This window comes from Streptomyces sp. NPDC051104, assembly GCF_040682835.1.
GTDB classification, from domain to species: Bacteria; Actinomycetota; Actinomycetes; order Streptomycetales; family Streptomycetaceae; genus Streptomyces; species Streptomyces cynarae.
In genome coordinates, this window is the sequence record NZ_JBFBBS010000012.1 from 61,423 (window position 1) to 82,502 (window position 21,080).

The following is a 21,080-nucleotide window of genomic DNA, read 5'->3' on the forward strand; positions in this document are numbered from 1 at the left end:
CAGCGGGCGCGCCGTTCCTCGTGCCCGCTCCGCCGCGCACCCGCGAGCCGTCGGTCCGTGCGCTCACAGGGGCTGCGCGAGCGTCCGGGACGCGCTCTAATTGCAGGGTGGGCAGTGAGGGCACTGCGGGACGCAGAATGAGAACGCTGCGCGCGGAACTTGCCCTCAAGACGCTCGCGGCGGACCTCGACCCGCGCGAGCGTCTGCGACGCGTGCTCGAACAAGTCCTCGTGTTCACCGGAGCCACCCTCGCCGTCGTCTACAGCCCGGAAGAGGGCGGCGACCAGCTGACCCTCACCGAGTCGGCCGGCGTGCCGCGGGCGCTGTACTGGCTGCGTGACGTCTACTCCCTCTCCGGCACCGGCCCCGCCGCCGAGGTGCACCGCTCCGGGCAGGCCCGGTGGCTCACCCCCGAGGACATCGGCCGCTGCGCCGACGCGCGCCGCATGCCCACCGGAGACTTCTCCCTGGCCGTCCTGCCGCTGCGCGGCGGGGGATGCCTGGCCGCCGTCAGCGACGGCCCGGACGGCTTCGACACCGACGACCGCGCGTGTCTGGAGCTCTTCGCCGAGGCCGTCACCTGCCCGTCTCCGGCCGCGGCCGACACCGGTGGGCTGCCCGGCAGCTCCTTCACGCTCGACATGGACAGCGGCCGGGTGCAGGTCGACGACGAGATGCTGGGGTTGTTCGGCATCGACACCCGCGAGTTCGACGGCCGTGTCGAGACCCTGCTCGCCCGGACCGTTCCGGAGGACCTGCCCTCGGTGATGTCCGTCGTCGAGGCCGACCACATGTCCATCGGCGACCGCGAACTGGAGTTCCGCATCCTCCAGCCCTCCGGCGAGCCGAGGTGGCTGCGGCTGCGCGGACGCCTGCAGCCCGCCGGGGAGGGGCACCCGGTCCGGCTCGTCGGCACGGTCACCGACGCGTCCCAACTGCGCCCCGGGGTCAGCGACGTCACCCGCATCCAGCGGCTCGCGGCCGCCCTCGCCACCGCCGGCACCGTCCGCGACGTCAGCAGGGCCGTGGTCGCCGCCCTGCGGGGCCCTCTGCGGGCGGACCGCATCGCCCTCGCCGAGCTGGAGTCCGACCGCCTCGTCGTCACCGTCCTGGACCCGCCCGAACAGGAGGCCTGGCCGGAGCTGTGGCGCACCGAGTGGCGCTCGGAATGGCCGGACGCGCCCGTCCGCGCCATGCCGACCCTCGCCACGGCCCTCAGGGAAGGCCGCGCCACCATCTGGCCCGCCGGCGCCTCACTGGAGCCCGCGCTCGCCGGGGTCGGCCCCGGCGGTCTCGCCGTGCTGCCGCTGCCCGCCGGCGGGCGCATGGCCGGCGCCTGCCTCGTCGGCTGGGACAGCCCGCACGACTTCGGCCCCGACGAACGCGCCCTGCTCACCGCCGTCGCCGGTCTCGCCGGGCAGGCGCTCATGCGCGCCCACGCCTTCGACGCCGAGCACGAGCTGATCGGCATGCTCCAGCGCGCCCTCCTGCCCCGCCGCCTGCCCGCGCTGCCCGGAGCCGTCGCCGTCGCCCGCTACCTGCCCACCACCGCCGGTCTGGAGCTCGGCGGCGACTGGTACGACGTGATACCGCTGCCCGACAACCACGTCGCCCTCGTCATCGGCGACGTCCAGGGCCACAGCGCCGGCGCGGCCACCCTGATGGGCCAGATGCGGACGGCGCTGCGCGCGTACGCGGCCGAGGGCCACCCCCCGGACGTCGTCGTCTCGCACGCCAACCGGCTCCTCGTCGACATGGAGTCCGACCTCTTCGCGACCTGCTGCTACGTCGACGTCGACATGGAGCAGGGCACCGCCTGGTACGTCCGCGCAGGACACCTCCCGCCCCTGCTGCGCCACCCGGACGGCAGCACCGAGATCACCGAGTCGGAGGGCGGTCCGCCCCTCGGGGTCGTCACCCAGGCCGACTACCCGATGAGCCCGCTCAGGCTGCAGCCCGGCACGGTCATCGCCCTCACCACGGACGGCCTGGTCGAGTCGGCCGACGTCGACATCGAGGACGGCCTCGCGCGGATCGCCGGCGAGCTGTCCGCGGCCGACCCCGCGCACCTCGGGCTCGTCGCGGACGCGCTGCTCGCCGATGCCAACCGCAGCGACGACGTGGCGCTGCTCCTCGTGCGCTACGACGGCATGGCGATGCTCCCGCTGCGTGAGAGCTGGACGGTGTGGCGCGTTCCCGAAGCGGTCCGGCACGCCCGCCGCTTCACCCGGCGCACCCTGCGGTCCTGGGGCGTGCCGGAGGAGACCGACACGGTGCTCCTCGTCGTCTCCGAACTCGTCACCAACGCCCTCGTCCACACCGACGGCCAGGTCCGGCTCGACCTCACCCTGTCCAACCACCGGCTGCGCGTCGCGGTCGCCGACTCCTCTCCGCGCACGCCCGTCAAGCCGACCAGCATCGGCTGGGAGGCGACGGGCGGCCGTGGCATCCTGCTCGTCGAGGCCATGTCCGACACCTGGGGGACACTCCCGGTCAGCGGCGGCAAGCAGGTGTGGGCGGACATCGTCCTGGAGCACCCGCCGGCCGACGCGCAGACGTGACCCGGATGACACCCTGGTGTCGTGCGTCTACTCATGATGTCCGACACCCACCTCCCCAAGCGCGCGAAGGAACTGCCCGCGCCGCTGCTCGCCGAACTCCCGCGCGCCGATGTCGTGATCCACGCCGGCGACTGGGTGGACGTCGCCACGCTCGACCTGCTGCAGAGCCGGTCCGCCCGGCTGATCGGTGTGTACGGCAACAACGACGGCCCCGCCCTGCGCGCCCGGCTCCAGGAAGTGGCCCGCGCCGACCTCGACGGCCTGCGCCTCGGCGTCGTCCACGAGACGGGACCCGCCCAGGGCCGGGAACGCCGCTGCGCCGACCGGTTCCCCGACCTCGACGTGCTGGTGTTCGGCCACAGCCACATCCCCTGGGACACCACCACGGACACCGGCCTGCGCCTGCTCAACCCCGGCTCCCCGACCGACCGCCGCCGCCAGCCCCACTGCACGTACATGACGGCCACCGTGACCGGCGGCGAACTGACGGACGTCCAGCTGCACCGGCTGCCCCCGCGCACCGGAACACCAGTGGAGTCCTGACAACCCGTTCGGGTGAGATGGGCCGGTGCTGATCGATACCGACCTCGTACGCCGTCTGCTGGCGGCCCAGTTCCCGCGGTGGGCCCACCTCCCGATCACCCCGGTCCCGGCCTCAGGCCTGGACAACGCGACGTTCCGCCTCGGTCAGGAGCTGTCCGTACGCCTCCCGCGCTACCCGTACTGGGCCGGTCAGGTCGAGCGGGAGCAGACCTGGCTGCCCCGGCTCGCGCCCCATCTGCCGCTGCCCGTCAGCGAACCCGTCGCCAAGGGAGAACCCGGCGAGGGCTACCCCTACCCGTGGTCCGTCTACCGCTGGCTGGACGGCGAGACGGCCGCCCCCGAACGCCTCGCCGACCCCCGCCGCACCGCGCTCGAACTGGCAGCGTTCCTGACCGCGCTCCAGGCGATCGACCCGACGGGCGGTCCCGCTCCCGAGCAGAGCAACGCCTTCCGGGGCGTGCCGATGGGCGACGAGCGGGACTCGCTCGCCTCCGAGGCACGGGTACGGCCCAAGATCGAGGCGCTCAAGCGGTCCGGTCTGATCGACGCCGACGCGGTGACGGAGGTCTGGGAGGCGGCCCTCGCCGCACCCGCCTGGCACCGGCCGCCCGTCTGGGTCCACGGCGACCTCGCCGTCGGCAACCTCCTCGCCGTGGACGGCCGGCTGAGCGCGGTCATCGACTTCGGCACCCTCGCCGTCGGTGACCCGGCGGTCGACCTGCTCGCCGCCTGGAAGTTCCTGCCGGACGAGGTGCGCGGCGACTTCCGGGAGGCGCTCGACGTCGATGACGCCACCTGGGCCCGTGGCCGGGGCTGGGCCCTCGCGGGCTCCCTGCCGGTGCCGGACGACCCCTACTTCCAGCAGGACCCGGCCAGGGTGCGCACCGCCCTGCACCGTCTGGAGCAACTCATCGCCGACCACAGGAGTGAGCGCGCCTGAAATTCCGTTGCTGTCACCGCCGCGGTCCTGCTGGACTGCACGGGACAGAGTCGTCGAAACCGAGGAGCCCTCATGCGCACTGCGTTCATGTCCGCCCAGCAAGGAACCAGCACCCTCCCGAAGGACATGACGCTCTGTGCCCACGCTGAACCTGGGAATCCTCGCGCACGTAGACGCGGGTAAGACAAGCCTCACCGAACGGCTGCTGCACGCCGCCGGAGTCATCGACGAGATCGGCAGTGTCGACGACGGCAGCACCCAGACCGACACCCTCACGCTGGAGAGACAGCGCGGCATCACCATCAAGTCCGCCGTCGTCTCGTTCACGCTAGACGACGTCACCGTCAACCTGATCGACACCCCCGGCCACCCCGACTTCATCGCCGAGGTCGAGCGGGTGCTCGGCGTGCTCGACGGCGCGGTGCTCGTCGTCTCCGCCGTGGAGGGCGTCCAGGCCCAGACACGCATCCTGATGCGCACCCTGCGACGGCTGCGGATCCCCACCCTCGTCTTCGTCAACAAGATCGACCGTGGCGGCGCGCACGACGGCCGGACCCTCACCGCTCTGGCCGAGCGCCTCACTCCGTCGGTTGTCCCGATGGGACGGCCGTACGGACTCGGCACACGCGACGCGCACGTGGTGCCGTACGACACCGCGTTCACCACACGGCTGCTCGACGTCCTCGCCGAGCACGACGAGAAACTGCTGGCCGCGTACGTCGAGGACGCGGTGTCCTACGAGCGGCTGCGCCGCGCCCTCGTCGAGCAGACCCGGCGCGCCCTGGTGCACCCCGTGTTCTTCGGCTCGGCGATCACGGGTGCGGGTGTCCGGGAGCTGATCGGCGGTCTCACGGAACTGCTGCCGGCCGCCGAGGGCGATACCGAGGGGCCTGCCTCCGGCACCGTCTTCAAGGTCGAGCGGGGACCGGCGGGGGAGAAGATCGCATACGCGCGGGTGTTCTCCGGGACCCTGCGGACCCGCGACCGGCTGGTGTTCCGGGACGGACGAGAGGGCAAGGTCACCGCGATCAGCGTCTTCGACCGGGGCGGAGCGGACCGCGTGGCATCGGTGACGGCGGGCCGTATCGGCAAACTGTGGGGCCTGACCGACGTCCGCATCGGCGACACCTTCGGGGAGGCGCCGCGCGCGGAGCCCCCGGCGCACCACTTCTCGCCGCCCACCCTGGAGACCGTCGTCGTCCCCGCCCGCCCGCGCGACAGGGGAGCGCTGCACCTCGCGCTCACCCAGCTCGCCGAGCAGGACCCGCTCATCGCGCTGCGGCAGGACGAGCTCCGCCAGGAGATCTCCGTCTCGCTGTACGGCGAGGTCCAGAAGGAGGTCATCCAGGCGACCCTGGCCGGGGAGTACGGACTTGCCGTCACCTTCCGCGAGACGACGCCGCTGTGTGTCGAGCGGCCCGTCGGCACGGGCGCGGCGGTCGAGTTCAACAAGAAGGATCCCAACCCCTTCCTGGCCACCGTGGGTCTGCGTATCGACCCCGCCCCGGTCGGCTCGGGCGTCACGTTCCGGCTGGAGGTGGAGCTCGGTTCGATGCCGTACGCCTTCTTCAAGGCGGTGGAGGACACGGTGAACGAGACCCTGGCACAGGGCCTGCACGGCTGGCAGGTGACCGACTGCACGGTCACCATGACGCACTCGGGCTACTCCCCGCGGCAGAGCCACGCCCACCAGGGCTTCGACAAGAGCATGTCGAGTACGGGAGCGGACTTCCGGGGCCTGACCCCGCTGGTCGTGGTGACCGCGCTCCGGAGGGCGGGCACCCGGGTGTACGAGCCGATGCACCGCTTCCGGATCGAGGCCCCGGCGGACACGCTCGGCGCGCTGCTGCCGGTTCTCACCCGGTTGCGCGCGGTCCCGGGGACCACCTCACTGCGCGGACGTACCTGTGTTCTCGAGGGCCGGGTGCCGGCCGCCCAGGTGCACGAGTTGGAGCAGACGCTGCCGGGGCTGACCCGCGGCGAGGGCGAGCTGGAGTCCGCGTTCGACCACTACGCCCCGGTGGCCGGTGGTGCGGTGCCGAGCCGCCCGCGCACCGACCACAACCCGCTCGACCGGGAGGAGTACCTGCTGCGAGTGATGCGGAGGGTGCCGGGGCGCGGGGCGGGCGTGCCGTCCTGAACACGGCGAACGCAGGACGGCGCTCGAACGGATCGGCGGCACCCACGGAACTGCACCTGCCGGCCTCCTTCCCGGCCGCGTCCACCACCGTGGTCTGCGACCTCGGCACCACGGCGGGGCTGCCCGCCTACACCGGGTCCACCCCGGTCGCCATGGCGAACGAGGTGGGCGGCACGGGCAGCAAACGGCTCCTGCTGACCGCCCCCGACACGGGCGCCGTGCACTACGCACTGGTCACGAACGGGGCCACGGCTCCGTCCGCGTCCCTGCTGAGCGCGGCGCGGACGGAGCTCGCGGCGTGGGCGGCGAAGGAGTTCAGCTAGCGGACGGGCCGGTCCAGTCGGCGGGGACGTGCGCGAGGCGCACCCGCTGCGGGTGGTCGCCGACCGGGACCGAGACCACCTTCTGGCCCGTCGCGAAGTCGATCGCGGTGACCTGGTCGGCGCCGCTCTCCGAGATGATGCAGTCCTTGCCGTCACCGCTCACCGTGGCCCAGTAGGGCTTGGAGGCGGTGACGAGCGGGCCCTCCTGGAGGGTGGCGCGGTCCACCACGGTCGCGTAGTCGTCCATCGTGCCCGCGACGCACAGCTTGGTGCCCGCCGGGTTCATCGAAATGCCGTGGTGGCGTGAGTCGTTGACCCACGTCGTACTGTCCTCGCTGGTCGCCGGGTTCTTCGGCAGGGTCTTCACCCGGGTGATCTTGTCGGTGGCCACGTCGTACTCCAGGAAGCCGTTGAAGAACGACACCTGGAAGTACAGCTTCGACTCGTCGGGGCTGAAGACGGCGGGCCGGACCGCGTCGGAGAAGTCCTTGAGCCCGATCGCGTCCAGCCGGTCGCGCATGTCGATGATCTTCACCTGCTTGAAGGTGGCGGCGTCCACGACCGTGATGTGGCGGTCGCCCTTCGTCCAGTCCAGGGACGGGTCGTCGAGCGAGGTGTTGACGTCGCCGATCGCCATGTTCCAGATGTACTTGCCGTCCTTGGTGAAGATGTTCTCGTGCGGCTTGTCACCGGTGGCGAACTCGCCCAGTTCCCTACCGGTGTTGATGTCCAGCACCTGCACCTTGTTGGCGGTGGAGGCGGAGACGGCGACCCGTGTGCCGTCGGGGGAGACCGCCATGTGGTCGGCTCGGTAACCCGCCACGGGGAAACGCCAGTTCATCTTCCCGGTGGCGAGATCGATGGAGACGACGTCCGCGAAGCTCGGCCGGGACACGACCATCGACCTGCCGTCGGGCGTGGAGTACATGTCGTCCACGAACTGGTCGTGGCCCTCGCCGACGCTGTTGCGGACTGCCATGAAGTAGATCCACTTGATGGGATCGGCGTTGATCTCCTTCAGGCGCGCCTCTTTGTCGGGGATCACGTTGACGCGGCCGATCCTCGCGAAGTCGCCGCTGGACTTGATGACATCGGCGGTGCCGTCCCAGTTGTTGCCCACGAACATCACCTCGCGCAGCGCGGCGGCGGAGGAGTCCTGCGCGGCGGCGGCCGTCGCGGTGCCGCCCGTGGTCAGGGCGAGAGCGGCGGCGAGGGAGAAGAGGTGCCGGGATCTGAGAACAGGCATGGTGGGGTCCCTGTCTTGGGGTGGAAGTCTGAACACGCTCGGGTTCACAGTGACTTACTGGAAAGTAAGGAAGGGGCGACCCTCTTCACAAGACTCCGCGCACGACAAAATTGAGCGACGGGCGAACGGATCATCGAACGGCGAGGGGGCGCGGGTGGCGGGCAGGCTCAAGCAGCCGACGGGCCGGTACGGCGGCAGGACGGCCGAGGAGCGGCAGGCGGAGCGACGCCGGCGGTTCCTGGAGGCCGGACTCCGGCTGTTCGGCGCCGGCCCCGGCTACCGGTCCACCACGGTGGCCGCGCTGAGCGAGGCGGCGGGGCTGTCGACACGGCAGTTCTACGAGGAGTTCCACACCTTGGAGGACGTGCTGGCCGCGCTGCACCTCCAGGTCAACGACTGGGCGGAACAGGCCGCGGCCGCCGCCCTCGCCGAGGCGGGCGACCTGCCGCTCGCCGAACGCGCCGCCGCGGTGTTCCGGGCGTACGCGGCGAACGTCACCTCCGATCCGCGCCGGATCCGTATCGCCTTCGTCGAGATCATCGGCGTCAGCCCCCGCCTTGAGGAGCAGCGGCTCGAACGCCGCTCCCGCTGGGTGGACCTCATCTGTGCGGAGGCAGCCCGGGCCGCCGCGCGCGGTGAGGCGGCGCCGCGCGACTACCGGCTCGCGGCCACCGCGTTCATCGGCAGCGTCAACGGCCTGCTCCACGACTGGCGGGCCGGCTGGGTGGACGCCACCCTGGACGAGATCGTGGACGAACTGGTCCGCCAACTCCTGGCCATCCTGCGCCCGCCGGGCTGGCTGCCGGACGCCTGAACCCACCGCTCCCTCGAAACGTGCCCCGTGAGGAACGCGACGAGCGTCACGCCGCCGCCGTGACGTTCCCGAACCCGCCGGACTCCGGTGCGCGTCCTCGCCGGCGCGAAGGGGCCGCGGCCGACCGGAGCGGTCATCGACCGGCTGGGCCGCGCTGTCGTGCAGTACAGCGACAGCAGAGCGGTCGTGTCTTCTCCTTCGATGCCCCGGCGCAGAGCCTCCGTGTCGAAGCCGGCGCCTGCCGCGGTGCCCATGGTGACCTCCTTCGACCTCCTTGGAAGGCCGCGGCCCGGCGAGCGGCGAGCCGCTTGAGGGCCTCTGCTTCGTGCCTCCCCCCAGCGCGCGGCACCGGCAAACGCGCCGGGGCCGGTGCGCCTCTCGGGTGAGCGGCGCCAGGGGCCCGTGACCGCGCGCCGCCGGGTGCCGTTGCTGAAGGCATGATCCCAACACGACGTATCGTCGCCGCGGTCGGTCTCGCCATGGGTGCGGCCGCTCTCGGCGCGCCGCCGGCCACCGCGGCGACCGCAGGCACCCCGGACGCCGGCAAGGTCAACCCGGTCACCGTGCTCGACTCACTGGCCCGCAGCGGGGTCCCCGCGGAGCACCGGAACGAGATCCCGCGGCTGTCCGGCCAACTGGGGGGCCTGAACCACCTGCACGACGTCAACCAGCTCCACCAGGCCACCGATCTGGTCGCACCGGTCACAGGGCTGCTCCCGGCCGTCCAGTAGCGCGGCGACGACGCGAGGCCCCCGGTCGACGGCCGGGGCCTTGACATTCCCCGGGGTCTGCCGGAGCATCGCGATGATCAGTGAATAGGATTTCACCACGCGAACAAGGGAAGTCGTCGTGCCCGTCTCCCGCGAACTGCTCATCGGCGGCGAGGACGTGCCCGCCGCGTCCGGCCGCACCACGGTCGACGTCAACCCCTACACCGGTGATGTGTACGCCACGGTGGCGGCGGCCGGGCCGGAGGACGTCCGGCGCGCGGTGGACGCGGCGGACGCGGCCTTCCCCGCCTGGGCGGCCCTGGCCCCCTTCGCCCGTCGCGCGATCTTCCTCAAGGCGGCCGACCTGCTGGACGCCCGTGGCGAACAGGTGGCCGAGATCATGGCGCACGAGGCGGGCGGCACCCGGCCCTGGGCCTACTTCAACGTGGCCCTCGCCGCGAACATCCTGCGCGAGGCGGCAGCCGCGATCACCGCCCCCCGGGGTGAGGTCCTCAGCGCCCAGGAGGCGGGCGCGCTCGGACTCGCGGTGCGCGAAGCGCTGGGCGTGGTGGCCGCGTTCGCCCCGTGGAACGCGCCGGTCATCCTCGGCGTACGGGCTGTGGCGGCGCCGCTCGCCGCGGGCAACACGGTGGTCGTCAAGCCCAGCGAGGACGCGCCGATCGCCTGCGGGCTGCTGGTCGCGGACGTGCTGCGTGAGGCCGGGCTGCCGGACGGCGTGCTGAACGTGGTCACCAACGCCCGCGAGGACGCGGCCGAGATCGCCGAGGCGCTGATCGGCGACGAGCGGGTGCGGGCGGTCAACTTCACCGGCTCCACGGACGTGGGCCGGATCATCGGTGAACTGGCCGCGCGTCACCTCAAGCCGGCCGTCCTGGAGCTGGGCGGCAAGAACGCGGTCATCGTGCTGGACGACGCCGACGTGGACTACGCCGTCGACGCGGTCACCTTCAGCGTGTTCATGAACGCCGGGCAGATCTGCATGTCCGGCGACCGGATCCTCGTCCACGAGTCCCTCGCCGAGGAGTTCACGGAGAAGTTCACCACCAAGGTGGCCTCGCTGCGGGCAGGTGATCCGGCGCATCCGCAGACCGTGGTCGGGCCGCTGGTCAGTCCGTCGGCCGCGCAGCGGGTGGCCGGCCTGGTGCGGGACGCGGTGGCCAAGGGGGCCAAGGTCCTCGTCGGAGGGGAGCCCGAGGGCGCGGTGCACCCGGCGACCGTCCTCACCGGTGTGGCGAAGGATGCGGAGCTGTACCACGCCGAGTCGTTCGGCCCGGTGTGTGTGCTGCAGACGTTCGCCGACGACGACACCGCGGCCGACCTCGCCAACGACACCGAGAACGGGCTGACCTGCGGCATCATCACCGAGAACGCCACCCACGGGCTGTCCGTCGCACGCCGGGTGCGCACCGGCATCGTGCACATCAACGACCAGTCGGTGGCCGACGAACCGCACGCGCCCTTCGGCGGCATGAAGGCCTCCGGTTACGGCCGCTTCGGTGGACGCTGGGGCATAGAGGCGTTCTCCAACACCCGCTGGGTCACCATCGCCACCCAGCACGCCCACTACCCCTTCTGACCTCGTTCACCGTCGCTGCTTCCTGCCCCCGGGCTGCCCTGCGTGCCGGGGCAGGCCCATGTCCTCGGGCGAACGGCTGAATCCCGGCCTTGATCTCCGCGGCTTTTAAGGCAGTCGTTTGACTGACCTGTGTGACTGGGATTGCCTGACGGCGCGGGGGCCACCGCATCGGAGGAGAAGCCGTGACCTTTCCCCAGGAGCCGCTGAGCTATCCGCTGTCGAGCGACAGCCCGCTGGAGCCGCCCGCCGAATGGGCCGCACTGCGGCGTGAGTGCCCCATCGCCCGGGTGACGCTGCCCAGCGGCGACGAGGCGTCGCTGCTGACCCGCTACGAGGACGTCAAACAGGTCCTGTCCGACGAGCGGTTCACCCGCCGGCTGGACGCCGACGACGCGGCCCGCATCACGGCCACCGAGTCGGGCGGCGTGTTCAGCAACGAGATGGCACTGGCGATCCCGCAGAGCGGCGAGGCGCACCGGCGCTGGCGCCGGATGGTGACCAAGTGGTTCACCGCCAAGCGCATGGCCGCACTGCGGCCGGGCATCGAGGCGATGGCCGACCGGCTCGTCGACGCCATGGTCGAGCGTGGGCAGCCCGCGGACCTCAAGGCGAGCCTCGCCTTCCCGCTTCCGGTGTGGGTGATCTGCGACCTGCTCGGCGTCCCCGACTCGGACCGGGACCGGTTCTCGTACTGGTCCGATGCCCTGCTCAACCTCACCCGCTACACACAGGAGGAGGTCGACGAGGAGGAGGCCGAGTTCAACGCCTACATGACCGAGCACCTCGCCGCCAAGCGGGCCGCGCCCGGGGACGACCTGCTCGGCGAACTGATCGTCGCCACCGGACCCGACGGCTACCGGATGTCCGACCGGGAACTGGTCGCCACCGGCAGGGGCCTGCTCGTCGCCGGGCACGAGACCACCGCCAACATGATCGGGAAGATGGTGGCCATGCTGCTGTCCGACCGGAGCCGCTGGGAGCGGCTGCTGGGGGACCGCTCGCTGGTGCGCTCCGCGGTGGAGGAGGCGCTGCGGTTCGACGCCAACGCCGGGATCGGCATGCCGCGCTACATCGGAGAGGAGGTCGAGGTCGCTGGGACCGTCCTGCCGCGCGGCACGACCGTGATGTGCAGCATGGCCGCCGCCAACCGGGACGAGACCGCCTTCGAGGACGCCGATGAGATGGCACTCGACCGCAGCCCCAACCCGCATCTGGCCTTCGGTGTCGGCGCGCACTCCTGCCTGGGTCAGGCCCTGGCCCGCACCGAACTGCAGACCGTGCTCGACGTGCTGTTGCGTAGGCTTCCCAGTCTGGACCTCGCCGTTGCGGCCGAGGACCTCCGCCCGCTCGAGGGACTGGTCGTCGGAGGGCTGAGCGAAGTCCCCGTACGGTGGTGATCATGGCCGGCAGGGCGGTGCGGGCAGAGCAGGTGAGCGCTACCCGGACGCTGATCCTGACCGCGGCGGAGCGGCTGTTCGCCGAGCGCGGGGTCCACGCTGTGTCCAACCGTCAGGTCAGCGAGGCCGCCGGCCAGGGCAACAACGCCGCGGTCGGCTACCACTTCGGCACCAAGGCCGATCTGGTGCGCGCGATCGTACGGTGGCACGCCGACCCCATCGAGAAGATCCGCCTGCGGCTGCTGGACGGGACGCGCGGCTCCACGGACGTACAGGACTGGGTGTCCTGCCTGGTGCGCCCCGTAGCCGAGCACCTCGCCACGCTGGGCAGCCTCACCTGGTTCGCGCGGTTCTGCGCCCAGGTGATGACCGACCCGGCCATGCGCGCCATCATGATCGAGGAGTCCCTGACCTCCCCGTCGCTGCGCGAGGTGCTCGACGGCCTGGACCGCTGCCTTCCCGACCTCCCCCCGGAGATCCGGGCCGAACGCGGCGAGATGACCCGCGAGTTGATCCTGCACATGCCCGCCGAACGGGAACGCGCCCTCGCCGACGGCATGCCCACCTCGCGAGCCACCTGGCACGACGCCGCCACCGGCCTGATCGACGCGATCGTCGGCCTCTGGCTGGCTCCCGTGACCCGCGACGGGTGACGACGTCCGCTCACCGCCTCGAGTACGCCTGGGCTTCGTCATGAGTGATTCCCGGCCCGGCCGCCGACCGCCGTCTTGGGCCGTCGGTGGCCACCGCCGCTCGCTGTGTCCGCAGCCAATGCCCGTCCGGAGTACATGGGCCGGGCTCACCAGGAGCCCGGCCGTCGGGCCGGGACGGCTTCGCACAGCGTGTCAGCCGTGGCCCTCGCGCTCCCCGTCGTGGTGGTGCTCGCAGCAGATGCCCGGGCCGTGCGACGGCCCGTCGTCCTGCGGGGCGTCAGCCGCTCCGGCCTGCGCCAGGCACTCTGCCCGCTGGGCCGTCTCGACCATCCTGTGGCTGTCCGACGCGGCGTTGGCCAGGCTCGCACAGCACACCGTCAGCAACAGGGCGCCCGCGACGAACGGCAGGGTCCGTCGTGGGGGAGGCGGCGCGAGCAACGCCCGTACGCGCTGGGGTACCGCGCCCCCGGTCGCGGAGAGCACGGCCGGGCGCGAGGCGCCGGCGGACGCCAGGGCCGCCCGTCCCACCGCACGCGCGACGACCGTACGGCTGCCGATCCGCGCCGCGGCCTCCTCGTCGGCCCACCGCTCCAGCACGAAGCCGCCCGCGTCGGCCAGTGGGCGCAGCAGCGGATTCACGGCCGCGGCGAGCCGCCACACGGTCTGGAACAGATGGTGCCTGCCGCGCAGATGGGCCCGCTCGTGCGCCAGCAGGGCCTCCCGTTCGCCGTCGCCGAGGCAACGCAGCATGCCCCGGGACACCACGATCCGCCCGGGCGTGCCCGGCAGTGCGAAGGCCTGCGGCACGGCGTCGTCGAGCACGGCCAGCTCCGTGTCGCCGGGCAGCCGCGCGCACTCCCGCCGGGCCCACGCGACCCGGCGGGCCTGCCGTACGGCGGCGACGGCCAGCGACACGACGCCCGCGGCCAGGGCGAGCGCGCTGACCGCCGCGACGGCCAGCGACACCGGGTCCTCGGCGCGCAGCGCGGACACCGACCAGCGGCCCTCCGCGGCGACCTCGGGGATCTGGGCGAGGCCGGTGAACGCCAGCAGGGCCAGCGATCCCATCCAGCCCGCCGCCGTCACCAGCGCCGCGCACGCCAGCGCCCACGCGGCCGGGCGCGGCGCGAGGGTGCGGGCCGGCCGCGGTGCGAGCACCGTGAGCGCGGCGGTGACCAGGAACGGAACGTAGACACTGATCAGCACGGGCTCAGCGCCCCTCGGGCTGGTGTCCGTCGTGTCCGGCGAGCAACCGCTGCAGCACCTGCTCGTCCTCCTCGGACAGTTCGGAGACGAACCGGGTCAGCACCGCCTCGCGGTCGGTGCCGCCCTCCAGCAGCGTGTGCATGCGTTCGGCGGTGTGGGACGCCTCGTCCCGGGCCGGCGCGTACGCATAGCCGCGCCCCTCTCGGTGCCGCACGACCATGCCCTTGTCGTACAACCGGGACAGGATCGTCAGCACGGTCGTGTACGCCAGGTCGCCCGGCAGCCGGTCGCGGGTCTCACGTGCGGTCAGTGGACCGTCGGCCGCCCAGAGGGCCGCCAGCACACCGCTCTCCAGCTCTCCACGCGCCCGCCTGCCGGATGCCCCGCCGGACTCCGGGTTCCTCCGGTCGTGCACCGTGGTTCACCTCCCCCTTCTGTTCGGCCTACAGACTACCCGGCGAGCTACTACTAGCTGTCGGAAGTATGCTCCGGGCTTCTGAACGTGAACTACTACTTGTTGTAGAGTTCCGCCGCTCCACTCATGTGCGGAGGAAAGCCCATGCCCCACCCCGGACGTACCGCCCCCGCGCCCGCGCTCGCGGCCGCCGTCCCGCGCCCCAGAGCGGCGACGGAGCCCTCGGGACGGGTCGCCATCGTCTCCGCGAGCGTCGGCGCCGGTCACGACGGTGCCGCCACCGAACTCTCCCGCCGGCTCACGGCGCACGGGCTCCTGGTCGACCGGTTCGACCTGCTGGACCTGCTGCCCGCCCGGCTCGGCCGCGCCGTTCAGGAGGGCTACCACCGGATGCTCGTCCGGGCTCCCTGGGCCTACCAGCGGATCTACTCCAGCACCGAGCGCGCCGGAGGCGGCGGCCCCGCGGCCCGGGCGCTGCTGCGTGCCGCCGAGGACCGGGTGCTGCGTGCCCTGCCCCCGGGCACCGGCGCGGTCGTCTCCACCTACCCGGGGGCCAGCCGGGTCCTGGGCGGCCTCCGCCTCGACGGCCGGCTGAGCGTCCCGGTGCTGACGTATCTGACCGACTTCTCGGTGCATCCGCTGTGGGTGGCGGACGGCGTCGACATCCACCTCGCCGCGCACGCCGTACCCGCCGCCCAGGCGCGCGCCGCCGGGGCCCGGGACGTCCGCGTGTGCGGACCGGTGGTCGACCCGCGGTTCCGCCCCTGCGGCACGGGGGAGCGGAGCCGGGCCCGGGCGCGCTTCGGGCTTCCGGAGCACGCCCCGCTGGCCCTGCTCGTCGCCGGGTCCTGGGGCGTCGGCCCGGTCCGCCAGGTGGCCAGGGAACTGCGCGACTGCGGCGCGGCCGTCCCGGTCGTGGTCTGCGGCCGCAACGAAGCCCTGGCCCGGCAGTTGCACGCGGACGGCATCGAACACGCCTACGGCTGGGTCGACGACATGCCCGGCCTGATGCACGCCGCCGACGTCCTGGTGCAGAACGCCGGCGGTCTCACCTCGCTGGAGGCGTTCGCCGCGGGCCTGCCCGTTGCCAGCTACCGCTGCATACCGGGCCACGGGCCGGCCAACGCCGCCGCCCTGGACGAGGCCGGCGTCGCCGTCTGGATCCGCGACCCGGCCGACCTCAAGGCCGTGCTGTGCGACCTGATCGACGGCCCGCTGGGGCGGCGGCAGAGCGCGGCGGGCCTCGCCGTGTTCGCCACGGCCCTCGACGCAGGCCCCGCGGCCGAGATAGCACGCGTCCACCGCTTCGGAGTGCGGCACCGCACCCCGCTCCGCGTCACCCGACGGCCGCGTCGGCTCGCCGCGACCGCCGCCGTGGCGTGCGCCGTGTGGGCCTGCGCCGTGGGGACCGGGATCGCGACGACGTACGACGGCCCGGGGCTGATGCGCGCCATCGGCCACGGCCTGGACCTCGACGACCTCCCCCCGGGCCACGGCCCCCGATCGGAAGGCCACCACTCGTGACCCCCGCGCGCCCGATCCGCACCGCGGCTCTGGCTGCCCTGCCCGCCCTCGCCGCCCTGCACGCCGCGCCCGTCGTCTCGACCTTCGGGCCGCTGCGCAACCGCGTCATGCCCCGCCTGGCGGGCCGGGGCCGCCCCGACCACGTCGCCCTCACCTTCGACGACGGACCCGACCCCGCCTCCACCCCGCGCTTCCTGCGGCTGCTGGCCGACCGCGGGCTGCACGCCACCTTCTTCCTGCTCGGCGGCCAGGCGGAGCGCGCACCCGGCCTGGTCCGCGAGATCGCCGCGGCGGGCCACGAGATCGGCGTCCACGGCAGGCTGCACCGCCCGCTGCTGATACGTGGCCCGCGTGCCACCTACGACGACCTCGCCCGCGCCCGCGACCTCGTCACGGACCTCACCGGACGCCGGCCCCGGCTCTTCCGGCCGCCGTACGGTGTCATGTCGACCGCCGCCCATCTGGCCGCCCGCCGCCTCGGCCTGACCCCGGTGCTGTGGACCTGCTGGGGCGAGGACTGGACCGCCCGCGCCACACCCCAGTCCGTGTACGCGACGGTCACGGCCGACCTGGACGGCGGCGGTACGATCCTGCTCCACGACTCCGACTGCACCTCGGCGCCGGGAGCGTGGCGCTCGGCGCTCGGTGCCCTGCCCCGCATCCTCGACACCTGCGAGCAGCTGGGGTTCACCGTCGGCCCGCTGCGGGAGCACGGCTGGCTCGGCTCAGGAAGTTACTTGAGTTAGGCAACAATGGGCTAAGCTCGCGGGTATGCCCCCTTCGCAGCCACCCTCCCTCCCCGCCTCCCCGGAAGTGGTCGAGATCGAGCGCGCGCTCAACCGCATCACCTATCTGAGCACGCGCGCCCGGCAGCACGACCGTCTGATGGCCCTGGCCGGTGTGCCCCTCGACCGCGCCGCAGTCGCGCTGCTGCGGCAGATCGCCGACTCCGAGCCGCTGCGCCCGGGGGAGCTGGCAAACCGGCTCGGAGTCGAGGCCTCCCATGTGACCCGGCAGGTGCAGCACCTGGAGAAGACCGGCCACGTCAGGCGGGTGCCCGACCCCGACGACCGCCGCGCCCAGCGCATCGAGCTCACGCCCCAGGGCCAGGAGGCCATCGACCGTATCCGCGCCGCGGGCGTCCGCGGCATGCAAGCGGCCCTCGCCGCGTGGTCGCCCGACGACCTGAGGCAGCTGGCCACGCTGTTCCACCGCATGGTCGACGACTTCCTGGCCGCCGCTGTCGACGACGAGGCCTTTCAGGAGATCCTCGAGACCGCGCGCCCCTAGCCCTCCTGACCCGGCACGTCAGCCGGCGGTGGCGAGGAACTGGGTCGCGGCCAGTTCGGCGTAGAGCGGGTCCGCCGCGACCAGTTCCCGGTGCGTGCCGACCGCGCGGACCCGGCCCGCGTCCATGACCACGATCCGGTCGGCCATCGTCACCGTGGACAACCGGTGCGCCACCACCAGCACCGTCGTGGACCGCGCCACGTCCGCGACCGTGTCCCGCAGCGCCGCCTCGTTCACCGCGTCGAGCTGCGACGTCGCCTCGTCGAGCAGCAGCAGGCGCGGACGGCGCAGCAGTGCCCGGGCGATCGCCACCCGCTGGCGTTCGCCGCCGGACAGCTTGGTCCCGCGGTGCCCGACCAGGGTCTCCGGACCACGCGGAAGCCGCTCCACCAGGGCCTCGAGCCGTGTCGTCTTCAGCACCCGCTCCAGGTCGGCGTCGTCGGCCTCCGGGTTGCCGAGCAGCAGGTTGTCGCGCAGCGACCCGGACAGCACCGGGGCGTCCTGCTCCACATAGCCGATCGCGGCCCGCAGCTCGGACAGCTCCCACTCCCTCACGTCCCGGCCGTCGAGCCCGACGCTGCCCGACTCTGCGTCGTAGAACCGCTCGATCAGCGAGAACACGGTCGTCTTGCCCGCACCGGACGGGCCCACGAACGCGGTCATGCCCCGCGCCGGCACCGCGAACGACACACCGTGGTGCACATACGGCAGGTCGTCGGCGTACCGGAAGCGCACCTCCTCGAAGGCGACCGCGGCCGGCCGCGCACCGGGGGAGGGCAACGACACCGGCCGGGCCGGAGGCTCGGCGGGCAGCCGCAGCGCCTCCTGGATGCGGGCGAGCGCCGCGGCGCCCGTCTGGTACTGGGTGATCGCCCCGACCACCTGCTGGATCGGCGACATCAGATAGAAGACGTAGAGCAGGAAGGCGACCAGCGTGCCCACGCCGATGGCCCCGGTCGCGACCCGGGCACCGCCCACCGCCAGTACCGTGATGAAGGCGATCTGCATCGCGAGCCCCGCCGTGTTGCCCGCCGCAGCGGACCACTTGGCGGCCCGCACGCTCTGCCGCCAGGACTCCTCGGCCGCCGCGTGCACGGCCTCCTCCTCGCGGCGCTCGGCACCGGACGCCTTGACCGTGCGCAGCGCGCCGAGGACCCGTTCCAGGGATGCGCCCATCGCGCCGACCGCGTCCTGCGCCCGGCGGCCGGCCCGGTTGATGCGCGGCACGATCGCCCCCAGCACCACACCCGCGCCCACGATCACCGCGACCGTGACACCCAGCAGCACCGGATCGACCAGGCCCATCATCACCACCGTCGCGACCAGCGTCAGCCCCCCGGCGCCGAGGCCGACAAGCGAGCCGGTGGTCACCTCCCGCAGCAGGGTGGTGTCGGAGGTGATCCGGGCCATCAGGTCGCCGGGCTCGGTGCGGTCCACGGCGGATATCCGCAGCCGCAGCAGATACGACGTGAGGGCGCGCCGCGCACCGAGCACCACCGACTCGGCGGTGCGCCGCAGCACGTAGGAGCCCAGGGCGCCCACCGCGGCGTTGGCGACCACCAGCACGGACATGCCGAGCAGCGCCTTGGTGATGGGCCGGTCGTGCGACAGGTCGCCGATCAGCCCACGGGCCACAAGCGGCAGCAGCAGCCCGGTGGCCCCGGTGACCAGCTCGAGGAGCGCGCCCGCGAGCAGCGCCCACCGGTGCGGTCGTACATATCCGAGGAGCAGCCGCCACGCGGGCGGCACCGGCTCGGCAGGAGCTTGCGTCTCAGCGATGCTCACGGCTTTCCTTGTGGCGTAGGGGTGTTCAGCCTACGGGGGCCGTGTCCCGCGGACGTCACCCGTTCCCCGGGTCCGCCGCCCGGTCGATCTGACTTCCGCCGCGCGGAATACGTGCGGAGGACGTGCTCCCCGCGCAAGGATCATGTGTGTGGGCCGCAGTGGCCCGCACCGGGCGCGCACGGCGCCCGCACCACCGACGGAAGGCAGCAGCACCATGGCGCAGGAAGTACGCGGCGTGATCGCCCCTGGCAAGGACGAGCCGGTGCGGGTCGAGACGATCGTCGTACCGGACCCGGGCCCTGGTGAGGCGGTGGTGAAGGTCCAGGCGTGCGGGGTGTGCCACACCGACCTGCACTACAAGCAGGGCGGCATCAGCGACGACTTCCCGTTCCTGCTCGGCCACGAGGCCGCCGGGATCGTCGAGTCGGTCGGCGACGGCGTCACCGAGGTCGCCCCCGGCGACTTCGTCGTCCTGAACTGGCGGGCGGTGTGCGGGAAGTGCCGCGCGTGTCTGCGCGGCCGCCCCTGGTACTGCTTCGACACCCACAACGCCGAGCAGAAGATGACCCTCGCCTCGACCGGGCAGGAACTCTCCCCGGCCCTCGGCATCGGCGCCTTCGCGGACAAGACGCTGGTCGCGGCCGGACAGTGCACCAAGGTCGACCCGTCCGTCTCCCCGGCCGTGGCAGGCCTACTCGGCTGCGGGGTGATGGCCGGCATCGGCGCCGCCATCAACACCGGAGGCGTCGGCCGCGGGGACTCGGTCGCGGTCATCGGCTGCGGCGGAGTCGGCGACGCGGCGATCGCCGGATCGTACCTGGCGGGGGCCGCGAAGATCATCGCCGTGGACATCGACGACCGCAAGCTCACCACCGCGAGGGAACTGGGCGCGACCCACACCGTCAACTCCAGGGAGACCGACCCCGTCGAGGCGATCCGCGAGCTGACCGGCGGCTTCGGCGCGGACGTCGTCATCGAGGCGGTCGGCCGCCCGGAGACGTACCAGCAGGCCTTCTACGCCCGCGACCTGGCCGGCACCGTCGTCCTCGTCGGCGTCCCCACCCCCGAGATGAAGCTCGAACTGCCGCTGCTCGACGTCTTCGGACGCGGCGGAGCCCTGAAGTCCTCCTGGTACGGCGACTGCCTGCCCACCCGGGACTTCCCGATGCTGATCGACCTGCACCTGCAGGGACGGCTGCCGCTGGAGAAGTTCGTGACCGAGACCATCGCCCTCGACGAGATCGAGAAGGCCTTCGAGCGGATGCACCACGGCGACGTGCTGCGCTCGGTGGTGATGCTGTGATGACCGCCCGCATCGACCGCCTCGTCACCTCCGGCACCTTCTCCCTGGACGGCGGCACCTGGGACGTCGACAACAACGTGTGGATCGTCGGCGACGACCACGAGGCGGTCGTCATCGACGCCGCCCACGACGCCGACGCGATCGCCGAGGCCGTCGGCGACCGGCGGCTGCGCGCCATCGTGTGCACCCACGCCCACAACGACCACATCGACGCCGCCCCCGCCCTCGCCGAGCGGACCGGCGCGCAGATCTGGCTGCACCCCGACGACCTGCCGCTGTGGAAGCTCACCCACCCCGACCGCCTCCCCGACCACTGGCTGGCCGACGGCCAGGTCATCGAGACGGCCGGCACCGACCTGACCGTCCTGCACACCCCCGGCCACGCGCCCGGCGCGGTCTGCCTCTACGACGCGGGCCTCGGCACCGTCTTCACCGGCGACACCCTCTTCCAGGGCGGCCCCGGGGCGACCGGACGCTCCTACTCCCACTTCCCGACGATCATCGACTCGATCCGTGACCGGCTGCTGACCCTCCCGCCCGACACCGTGGTCCGCACGGGACACGGCGAGACGACGACCATCGGCGACGAGGCGCCCCACCTCGAGGAGTGGATCGCCCGCGGCCACTGAGCCG

Annotated in this window: 18 protein-coding genes and 2 pseudogenes; 15 read left to right on the plus strand and 5 right to left on the minus strand. The window is 72.8% G+C overall.

The window, feature by feature from the left end:
• Positions 1-137: 137 nt before the first annotated feature.
• The 5 genes and pseudogenes from AB0N14_RS19270 to AB0N14_RS19290 all read left to right on the plus strand — a co-directional run.
• Positions 138-2,561: a SpoIIE family protein phosphatase gene (locus AB0N14_RS19270; RefSeq protein ID WP_366026878.1), complete on the plus strand. Its 2,424-nt coding sequence runs from the start codon at positions 138-140 to the stop codon at positions 2,559-2,561.
• 21 nt (positions 2,562-2,582) lie between these two features.
• Positions 2,583-3,104, plus strand: coding sequence for a metallophosphoesterase (locus AB0N14_RS19275; protein ID WP_366026879.1), 522 nt, complete (start codon positions 2,583-2,585; stop codon positions 3,102-3,104).
• 25 nt (positions 3,105-3,129) lie between these two features.
• On the plus strand, positions 3,130-4,044 hold the full coding sequence (locus tag AB0N14_RS19280; protein WP_366026880.1) for an aminoglycoside phosphotransferase family protein: 915 nt from the start codon (positions 3,130-3,132) through the stop codon (positions 4,042-4,044).
• Positions 4,045-4,180: 136 nt separating this feature from the next.
• On the plus strand, positions 4,181-6,184 hold the full coding sequence (locus tag AB0N14_RS19285) for a translation factor GTPase family protein (protein ID WP_366026881.1): 2,004 nt from the start codon (positions 4,181-4,183) through the stop codon (positions 6,182-6,184).
• A 20-nt stretch (positions 6,185-6,204) separates the two neighbouring features.
• A pseudogene (locus tag AB0N14_RS19290) lies at positions 6,205-6,507 on the plus strand (endoglycosylceramidase); the annotation flags it as partial.
• On the opposite strand, the gene AB0N14_RS19295 reads toward AB0N14_RS19290, so the two are convergent.
• Entirely contained in the window at positions 6,500-7,753 is a 1,254-nt protein-coding gene (locus AB0N14_RS19295; protein WP_366026882.1) for a YncE family protein, read from the minus strand. The pseudogene AB0N14_RS19290 and the gene AB0N14_RS19295 sit on opposite strands and share 8 nt — an antisense overlap.
• Positions 7,754-7,907: 154 nt before the next feature.
• Between AB0N14_RS19295 and AB0N14_RS19300 the strand changes: the two genes are divergently transcribed.
• Positions 7,908-8,567 carry a TetR/AcrR family transcriptional regulator gene (locus AB0N14_RS19300; protein WP_366026883.1) on the plus strand — a complete coding sequence of 220 codons (660 nt, stop codon included), beginning with the start codon at positions 7,908-7,910 and terminating at the stop codon, positions 8,565-8,567.
• 164 nt (positions 8,568-8,731) lie between these two features.
• Here AB0N14_RS19300 and AB0N14_RS19305 read toward each other — a convergent pair.
• Positions 8,732-8,821 (minus strand): annotated as a pseudogene (locus AB0N14_RS19305) (nuclear transport factor 2 family protein); the annotation flags it as partial.
• A 183-nt stretch (positions 8,822-9,004) separates the two neighbouring features.
• On the opposite strand from AB0N14_RS19305, the gene AB0N14_RS19310 reads away from it, so the two are divergent.
• The 4 genes from AB0N14_RS19310 (at position 9,005) to AB0N14_RS19325 (ending at position 12,924) form a co-directional block, all read left to right on the plus strand.
• A complete protein-coding gene (locus AB0N14_RS19310; RefSeq protein ID WP_366026884.1) occupies positions 9,005-9,298 on the plus strand; it encodes a hypothetical protein in 294 nt (97 codons plus the stop codon).
• A 118-nt stretch (positions 9,299-9,416) separates the two neighbouring features.
• On the plus strand, positions 9,417-10,874 hold the full coding sequence (locus AB0N14_RS19315; RefSeq protein WP_366026885.1) for an aldehyde dehydrogenase family protein: 1,458 nt from the start codon (positions 9,417-9,419) through the stop codon (positions 10,872-10,874).
• A 182-nt stretch (positions 10,875-11,056) separates the two neighbouring features.
• On the plus strand, positions 11,057-12,271 hold the full coding sequence (locus tag AB0N14_RS19320; protein WP_366026886.1) for a cytochrome P450: 1,215 nt from the start codon (positions 11,057-11,059) through the stop codon (positions 12,269-12,271).
• Positions 12,272-12,273: 2 nt separating this feature from the next.
• A complete protein-coding gene (locus AB0N14_RS19325; protein ID WP_366026887.1) occupies positions 12,274-12,924 on the plus strand; it encodes a TetR family transcriptional regulator in 651 nt (216 codons plus the stop codon).
• A 192-nt stretch (positions 12,925-13,116) separates the two neighbouring features.
• On the opposite strand, the gene AB0N14_RS19330 is transcribed toward AB0N14_RS19325, so the two are convergent.
• Positions 13,117-14,130: a M56 family metallopeptidase gene (locus AB0N14_RS19330; RefSeq protein WP_366026888.1), complete on the minus strand. Its 1,014-nt coding sequence runs from the start codon at positions 14,128-14,130 to the stop codon at positions 13,117-13,119.
• A gap of 4 nt (positions 14,131-14,134) precedes the next feature.
• Positions 14,135-14,545 carry a BlaI/MecI/CopY family transcriptional regulator gene (locus AB0N14_RS19335; RefSeq protein WP_366026889.1) on the minus strand — a complete coding sequence of 137 codons (411 nt, stop codon included), beginning with the start codon at positions 14,543-14,545 and terminating at the stop codon, positions 14,135-14,137.
• 144 nt (positions 14,546-14,689) lie between these two features.
• Between AB0N14_RS19335 and AB0N14_RS19340 the strand changes: the two genes are divergently transcribed.
• From AB0N14_RS19340 to AB0N14_RS19350, 3 genes are read left to right on the plus strand one after another with little or no spacing between them, the layout of a single operon-like run.
• On the plus strand, positions 14,690-16,069 hold the full coding sequence (locus tag AB0N14_RS19340; protein WP_366026890.1) for a glycosyltransferase: 1,380 nt from the start codon (positions 14,690-14,692) through the stop codon (positions 16,067-16,069).
• Positions 16,066-16,815, plus strand: a complete 750-nt coding sequence (locus AB0N14_RS19345; RefSeq protein WP_366026891.1) for a polysaccharide deacetylase family protein — start codon at positions 16,066-16,068, stop codon at positions 16,813-16,815. Before AB0N14_RS19340 ends, AB0N14_RS19345 begins: the two co-directional genes overlap by 4 nt.
• Positions 16,816-16,840: 25 nt before the next feature.
• The gene (locus AB0N14_RS19350; protein WP_366026892.1) at positions 16,841-17,359 is read left to right on the plus strand and encodes a MarR family transcriptional regulator; all 519 of its coding nucleotides are present in this window, start codon (positions 16,841-16,843) and stop codon (positions 17,357-17,359) included.
• Positions 17,360-17,377: 18 nt separating this feature from the next.
• On the opposite strand, the gene AB0N14_RS19355 is transcribed toward AB0N14_RS19350, so the two are convergent.
• A complete protein-coding gene (locus AB0N14_RS19355; protein ID WP_366026893.1) occupies positions 17,378-19,144 on the minus strand; it encodes an ABC transporter ATP-binding protein in 1,767 nt (588 codons plus the stop codon).
• A 214-nt stretch (positions 19,145-19,358) separates the two neighbouring features.
• Here AB0N14_RS19355 and AB0N14_RS19360 point away from each other — a divergent pair, with 214 nt between their 5' ends.
• The gene (locus AB0N14_RS19360; protein WP_366026974.1) at positions 19,359-20,447 is read left to right on the plus strand and encodes an S-(hydroxymethyl)mycothiol dehydrogenase; all 1,089 of its coding nucleotides are present in this window, start codon (positions 19,359-19,361) and stop codon (positions 20,445-20,447) included.
• The gene (locus AB0N14_RS19365; RefSeq protein ID WP_366026894.1) at positions 20,447-21,076 is read left to right on the plus strand and encodes an MBL fold metallo-hydrolase; all 630 of its coding nucleotides are present in this window, start codon (positions 20,447-20,449) and stop codon (positions 21,074-21,076) included. The genes AB0N14_RS19360 and AB0N14_RS19365 overlap by 1 nt, the downstream gene beginning before the upstream one ends.
• The last annotated feature ends 4 nt before the right edge of the window (positions 21,077-21,080 follow it).

What these genes read in the sequence shown, in the direction of transcription:
- AB0N14_RS19325 (WP_366026887.1), top strand. Translation starts at nt 12,274, where the DNA reads ATGGCCGGCAGGGCGGTGCGGGCAGAGCAGGTGAGCGCTACCCGGACG.
- AB0N14_RS19350 (WP_366026892.1), top strand. Translation starts at nt 16,841, where the DNA reads ATGCCCCCTTCGCAGCCACCCTCCCTCCCCGCCTCCCCGGAAGTGGTC.
- AB0N14_RS19365 (WP_366026894.1), top strand. Translation starts at nt 20,447, where the DNA reads ATGACCGCCCGCATCGACCGCCTCGTCACCTCCGGCACCTTCTCCCTG.
- AB0N14_RS19295 (WP_366026882.1), bottom strand. Translation starts at nt 7,753, where the DNA reads ATGCCTGTTCTCAGATCCCGGCACCTCTTCTCCCTCGCCGCCGCTCTC.
- AB0N14_RS19310 (WP_366026884.1), top strand. Translation starts at nt 9,005, where the DNA reads ATGATCCCAACACGACGTATCGTCGCCGCGGTCGGTCTCGCCATGGGT.
- AB0N14_RS19360 (WP_366026974.1), top strand. Translation starts at nt 19,359, where the DNA reads ATGGCGCAGGAAGTACGCGGCGTGATCGCCCCTGGCAAGGACGAGCCG.
- AB0N14_RS19270 (WP_366026878.1), top strand. Translation starts at nt 138, where the DNA reads ATGAGAACGCTGCGCGCGGAACTTGCCCTCAAGACGCTCGCGGCGGAC.
- AB0N14_RS19340 (WP_366026890.1), top strand. Translation starts at nt 14,690, where the DNA reads ATGCCCCACCCCGGACGTACCGCCCCCGCGCCCGCGCTCGCGGCCGCC.